We start from the raw sequence: 5180 nt of genomic DNA, 5'->3' as shown, positions 1-5180 counted from the left end.
GTGCCGGGCTTGGTGGGCGGGGCGCCCGGGCTCGTGGGCGAGCCCGACGGCGTGCCGGGGGCGTTCGGCGCGTTCGGCGTGCCCGCCGCCGGTGTGGTCCGCCCGGGGCCGGCCTGGGCGCCGGGGGTGCCCGCGGAGCCGCCGGGGACGGTGGCCGTGGCCCCGCCCGGAGCGGAGCCGCCCGGTGGCCGGGATCCCGGAGCGCCGGGCGGCGTACTGGACGACGCGGAGGAGCCGCCCGCCGCGGACGGGCCGCCGAGCTGCTGGAACTCCACCTGGCCCCGGGGCGCCACGTTCTCCCCCGCGCCCCGTTCGGGGCCCGGGGCCGCAGCGCCCACGGCGACGTAGGCGTCCCGTGCCGGGCCGCCGCAGCCGGTGAGGCCGGCGGCCGCCGTGCAGCACAGGGCGAGGAGGGTGGTGGCCGCCCGCGATCCCTTTCGCATCGCGCCAGTTTTCCTGACGGATCGTCAATTGGGAAGCGGGCGGTGCCCGGTCACTCTCCGATGAGGCCCGCGCGCAGCTGCGCGAGGGTGCGGGTCAGCAGCCGGGAGACGTGCATCTGGGAGATGCCGACCTCCTCGCCGATCTGCGACTGCGTCATGTTCGCGAAGAAGCGCAGCATGATGATCTGCCGTTCCCTGGGCGGGAGTTTGGCGAGCAGCGGCTTCAGGGACTCGCGGTACTCGACGCCTTCGAGCGCGGTGTCCTCGTAGCCGAGGCGGTCCGCGAGCGAGCCCTCGCCGCCCTCGTCCTCCGGGGAGGGCGAGTCGAGCGAGGAGGCGGTGTAGGCGTTGCCGACGGCGAGGCCGTCGACCACGTCCTCCTCCGAGACCCCGAGCACCGCGGCGAGCTCCGGCACGGTCGGCGAGCGGTCCAGTTTCTGGGCGAGCTCGTCGCTGGCCTTGGTCAGCGCCAGGCGCAGCTCCTGGAGCCGGCGCGGGACGCGGACGGACCAGGAGGTGTCCCTAAAGAATCGTTTGATCTCGCCCACGACGGTCGGCATCGCGAACGTCGGGAACTCCACGCCGCGTTCGCAGTCGAAGCGGTCGATCGCCTTGATCAGGCCGATGGTGCCGACCTGGACGATGTCCTCCATCGGCTCGTTGCGGCTGCGGAACCGGGCCGCCGCGTACCGCACGAGGGGCAGGTTCAGCTCGATCAGGGTGTCGCGTACGTACGCCCGTTCGGGGCTGTCCGCGTCCAGGGCGGCAAGTCGCTGGAAGAGGGAGCGGGAGAGGGTGCGGGTGTCGATGGCTTCCGAGCGGTCGGACACTGCCGGCGGCGTGACGCTCTTGACGAGCGTGAGCACCTTGGAGCTGCCCTGGTCTACGGACATGCCACCCCCTTGAGGTCGCGGACGGTCGCGTACGGCGCGCCCGTCGGAGGAACGCAGCCTCCACCTGAATACCGGAGGCGGGGCTGCGGCAAACGCGGTTCAAGCAGAATGTCACATGTCGGCAACACGCTGTAGCGCCAAGTCGACATATATCTCCAGCGACAGGAGCGACCGGAGGGCGATCAGCCCGATCTGTCGGGAAACGTGCGGATGATCTCCACTCGTTACGGTTACGCCTCGATCCTGTTTGCGGATCTCAGTCGGGCGAAGCTCCGGGCGAGCAGCCGCGAGACGTGCATCTGGGAGACCCCGAGCTCGGCGCTGATCTGTGACTGCGTCAGGTTGTTGTAGTACCGCAGGAGCAGGATCCGCTGTTCGCGCTCGGGCAGTTGTACGAGGAGGTGGCGGACAAGGTCGCGGTGCTCGACCCCGGCCAGCTCCGGGTCCTCGTAGCCGAGGCGGTCCAGCAGCCCGGGCATGCCGTCGCCCTCCTGGGCGGCTTCCAGCGAGGTCGCGTGGTAGCTGCGCCCGGCCTCGATGCAGGAGAGCACCTCGTCCTCGGTGATCCGCAGCCGTTCGGCGATCTCCGGGGTGGTCGGGGTGCGTCCGTGGAGCGTGGTGAGGTCCTCGGTGGCGGCGTTGACCTGGACCCACAGCTCGTGGAGACGGCGCGGTACGTGGACGGTGCGGACGTTGTCGCGGAAGTACCGTTTGATCTCGCCCACGACGGTTGGCATCGCGAAGGTCGGGAACTGCACGCCGCGGTCCGGGTCGAACCGGTCGATGGCGTTGATCAGCCCGATGGTGCCGACCTGGACCACGTCCTCCATCGGCTCGTTGCGGCTGCGGAAGCGGGCGGCCGCGTACCGGACGAGCGGGAGGTTGGCCTCGATGAGGGCGCCGCGCACCCGGGTGTGTTCGGCGGTGCCCGGCTCCAGGCCCTTCAGCTGGCCGAAGAGGACCTGGGTGAGGGCCCGGGTGTCGGCGCCCCGGCTCGGGGGTCTCGGCGCGGCCGGAGGCCCCTCGGGCGGCTCCGGGCGGGGCTCCTGAAGGGGCTCCGGGTGCGGTTCCGGACGGGCTTCCGGGCAGGCTTCCGGACGGGCTTCCGGGCGGGCTTCGGGAGGGGGCTCCTGGTGCGGCTCCTGGTGCGGGTCCTGGCGGGACTCCTGGCGGGGCTCTTGCTGGGTCGGCACCTGGGGGTCCTGTCGGGGTGGCACCTGAGGCGCAGTACTGGCCGGCACGGTCACGCCACCCCTTCAGTCAACTCATCCGTTAAAAGCGGTCATAGCATCACAAGAGATGTGCACTGTGTGCAAGCACCGTATAACGCCGTGTTGAGGGCAAGTTGGGCATATCAGGGCAATACGCCCAGCGATGGGTATGCAAAAAGCCCCCCACCCGTCGGAGTGGGGGGCCGGAATTCCGGGAACCGCTTCAGCGTACGGGGTCAGCGCACCAGTTCGGTCATGAACTCGCCGATGCCGGATGCGGCATCCGATATCCCCTGGAAGCCTATTTCCACCATCTCGGCCGCCCTCTTCGGCTGGGTGATGATCACGAAGAGGACAAACACGGTGAGGGCACCCGTGATGAGTTTCCTGGTGTCCACGAGCGGGCGGCCTCCCCAACCGGTCCTTGCAAGTCGGGTGAGTCTAACCGGTCAAGATTGGACACCGACGTGTCCTTTAAGGACCAATGACCCGGTACTCCGGGTCCTTTGCCGCTGCGTCCGGGGTGGCGGCGCACGCAGGATTGAGGTGAGCCCACCGGTTCTGGCAGGAAATCGGTGGGCGAGGGACAGGACCTCACCGCGGGGTCCGAGCCGCAAGCTTCCCCCTGACTGCGGCCCGGGCTGGCAGGTCCGTCCTCGTCGGGGGAAGTGGCTTCGTCGCCCCGGTGCCACTTCCCCGGTGCCACTTCCCCCGTGCCACACGTCGAAGGCCCCGACCCCGGTCGGGGCCTTCTTCACGTGGTCCCGCGCCGTTCCGGTGCGTACGGGGGCGTCCGGGGGCCGTACGCCGCTATTCGAGGCCGCCTGCGAGGCCCAGCACGGGCTCCACGGGGGCGATCAGCGGGGACAGATGGTTCGGCAGCTCCGTGAGGGCGTTGAGCTGGTTGGCGCCCTCGCTGAGCTTCGACCCGATCTCCTGGACGGAAGCGGGCTGGGCCCCCGCCGGCATCCCGGGGGCGGCCGCCGGCAGGTCCGGGAGGGCGAGGGGGGCGATCGGGGCGGCCGAGGCGGCGGGTGCGGCGAGGCCCGCGGCGGCCCCCGCGAGGGCGATGGCGGCGAGCATGCGCTGGGTCTTGGTCATGCCGTGACAACGGCCGAAGGGGCGGGCGGTCACGCGGCTGTCCGCCGGACGGGAGCGCCACCAACGCCGAGAGCCCCGACCCTTGCGGGGCGGGGCTCTCGGTCAGAGCGGTAGCGGTGGGATTTGAACCCACGGATAGCTTGCACCATCACACGCTTTCGAGGCGTGCTCCTTCGGCCGCTCGGACACGCTACCGAGAGAGAGCTTAGCCCAAGGTGGCCCGTGCGCCGAAATCCGTATCCGCGCGCCCGCCGTCACAGCTCACGGAAGAAGTCCGTCAGCTGCCGGGCGCACTCCTCGGCGAGGACCCCGCGGACCACTTCGGGGCGGTGGTTGAGCCGGCGGTCCCGTACGAGGTCCCACAGGGACCCGGCCGCGCCCGCCTTCTCGTCGTCCGCGCCGTAGACGACCCGGGCGACGCGCGACTGCACGAGCGCGCCCGCGCACATCACGCACGGCTCCAGGGTCACCACGAGGGTGCACCCCGGAAGCCGCCATTCCCCGAGCGCGGCGGCCGCCCGGCGCAGCGCCACCACCTCGGCGTGCGCCGTGGGGTCGCCGGTCGCCTCGCGTTCGTTGTACCCGGTGGCGAGGACCTTCCCGTCCGGGCCCAGCACGACGGCGCCGACCGGCACGTCGCCGGCCGGCACCGCCCGGGCGGCCTCCTGGAGCGCCAGGCGCATGGAGTCCCGCCACGGGTCCCGTACGGGATCGGTGGTGCTCGTGTCGTGCATGCGGATCACTAGCGGACGGCCTCCAGGACCTCGGTGGCGCCGAGGGACTCGGCGATCTCCGAGAGGGCGTCCCCGTCCAGGGTCATCAGTTGTTTGTTGGTCACCCCGAGGTCGTCCAGCAGCCGGGGGTCGCCGAGCGGACCGGCAGGCACCGGCTCCGCACCGGCCCCGCCCGCCCCGTCCTCGTCGGCGTCCTCGTCCGTGTAGGCGGCGATGGCATCCTCCTCGCCGTCCTCGGTGCCGTCCAGGTCCAGCTCGTCGAGTTCGTCGTCCTCCTCGTCGCTGCCCAGCAGCTCTTTGGTCAGCATCGAGCCGTAGGAGCTGCGGGCGGCCGCGGCGGCGTTCGATACGAAGTACCGCGGGTCCTCCTCGCCGTCCACGCGGACGACGCCGAACCAGGCGTCCTCCTGCTCGATGAGGGCGACCACCGTGTCGTCGTCGACAGCGGCGGAACGGGCGAGATCGATCAGATCACTGAGGGACTCGACGTCGTCGAGTTCCATGTCGCTCGCTTCCCACCCGTCTTCGGTGCGCGCGAGCAGTGCGGCGAAATACACCGTGACTCTCCCACTGGTCTTAGGCGTGCCGGTTGGAGGTCCCCCCGGCCGGAGGTTGGGGCGGAACGGCCGTGTGCTCGCCGCCCGTGCCCCGCCCAATCGGCATCGTGGCAGAAACAGCGGCTTTGCGAGAGGTCTTCGGCGCTTGCGTCGTGCCGTGCCGTGCCCCTGCGGAGGGCCCGCGGGGTTGTGGGGCCGGGCCGGCGGGGCCGGTGCGGGGGGTTCGCGGGGGGCGGTACGG

The 5180-nt window shown here is 71.3% G+C and carries 6 protein-coding genes, 1 tRNA gene and 1 pseudogene; all 8 read right to left on the bottom strand.

Annotation, left to right across the window (positions count from 1 at the left end; translation table 11 throughout):
- Window positions 1-443, bottom strand: a pseudogene (locus tag PV721_RS41045) (hypothetical protein); the annotation flags it as partial.
- A gap of 50 nt (window positions 444-493) precedes the next feature.
- Entirely contained in the window at window positions 494-1336 is an 843-nt protein-coding gene (locus tag PV721_RS41040; RefSeq protein WP_319733636.1) for an RNA polymerase sigma factor SigF, read from the bottom strand.
- A gap of 230 nt (window positions 1337-1566) precedes the next feature.
- Window positions 1567-2529, bottom strand: a complete 963-nt coding sequence (locus PV721_RS41035; protein ID WP_319733634.1) for a SigB/SigF/SigG family RNA polymerase sigma factor — start codon at window positions 2527-2529, stop codon at window positions 1567-1569.
- A gap of 254 nt (window positions 2530-2783) precedes the next feature.
- On the bottom strand, window positions 2784-2945 hold the full coding sequence (locus PV721_RS41030) for a hypothetical protein (protein WP_199808029.1): 162 nt from the start codon (window positions 2943-2945) through the stop codon (window positions 2784-2786).
- 412 nt (window positions 2946-3357) lie between these two features.
- Window positions 3358-3648 (bottom strand): hypothetical protein, encoded by a 291-nt coding sequence (locus PV721_RS41025; protein ID WP_319733631.1) that lies wholly within the window; start codon window positions 3646-3648, stop codon window positions 3358-3360.
- Window positions 3649-3756: 108 nt separating this feature from the next.
- A tRNA-Ser gene (locus PV721_RS41020) sits at window positions 3757-3843 on the bottom strand.
- Between the two features lie 59 nt (window positions 3844-3902).
- A complete protein-coding gene (gene tadA / locus PV721_RS41015; protein WP_319733629.1) occupies window positions 3903-4382 on the bottom strand; it encodes a tRNA adenosine(34) deaminase TadA in 480 nt (159 codons plus the stop codon).
- An 8-nt stretch (window positions 4383-4390) separates the two neighbouring features.
- Window positions 4391-4939, bottom strand: coding sequence for a hypothetical protein (locus PV721_RS41010; protein WP_319733627.1), 549 nt, complete (start codon window positions 4937-4939; stop codon window positions 4391-4393).
- Window positions 4940-5180: the final 241 nt, after the last annotated feature.

It is taken from the genome of Streptomyces sp. MB09-01 (genome assembly GCF_033794505.1).
Lineage (GTDB): Bacteria > Actinomycetota > Actinomycetes > Streptomycetales > Streptomycetaceae > Streptomyces.
Note: the sequence above shows the minus strand (reverse complement) of the source record. Positions and strands in the feature narration are given on the sequence as shown.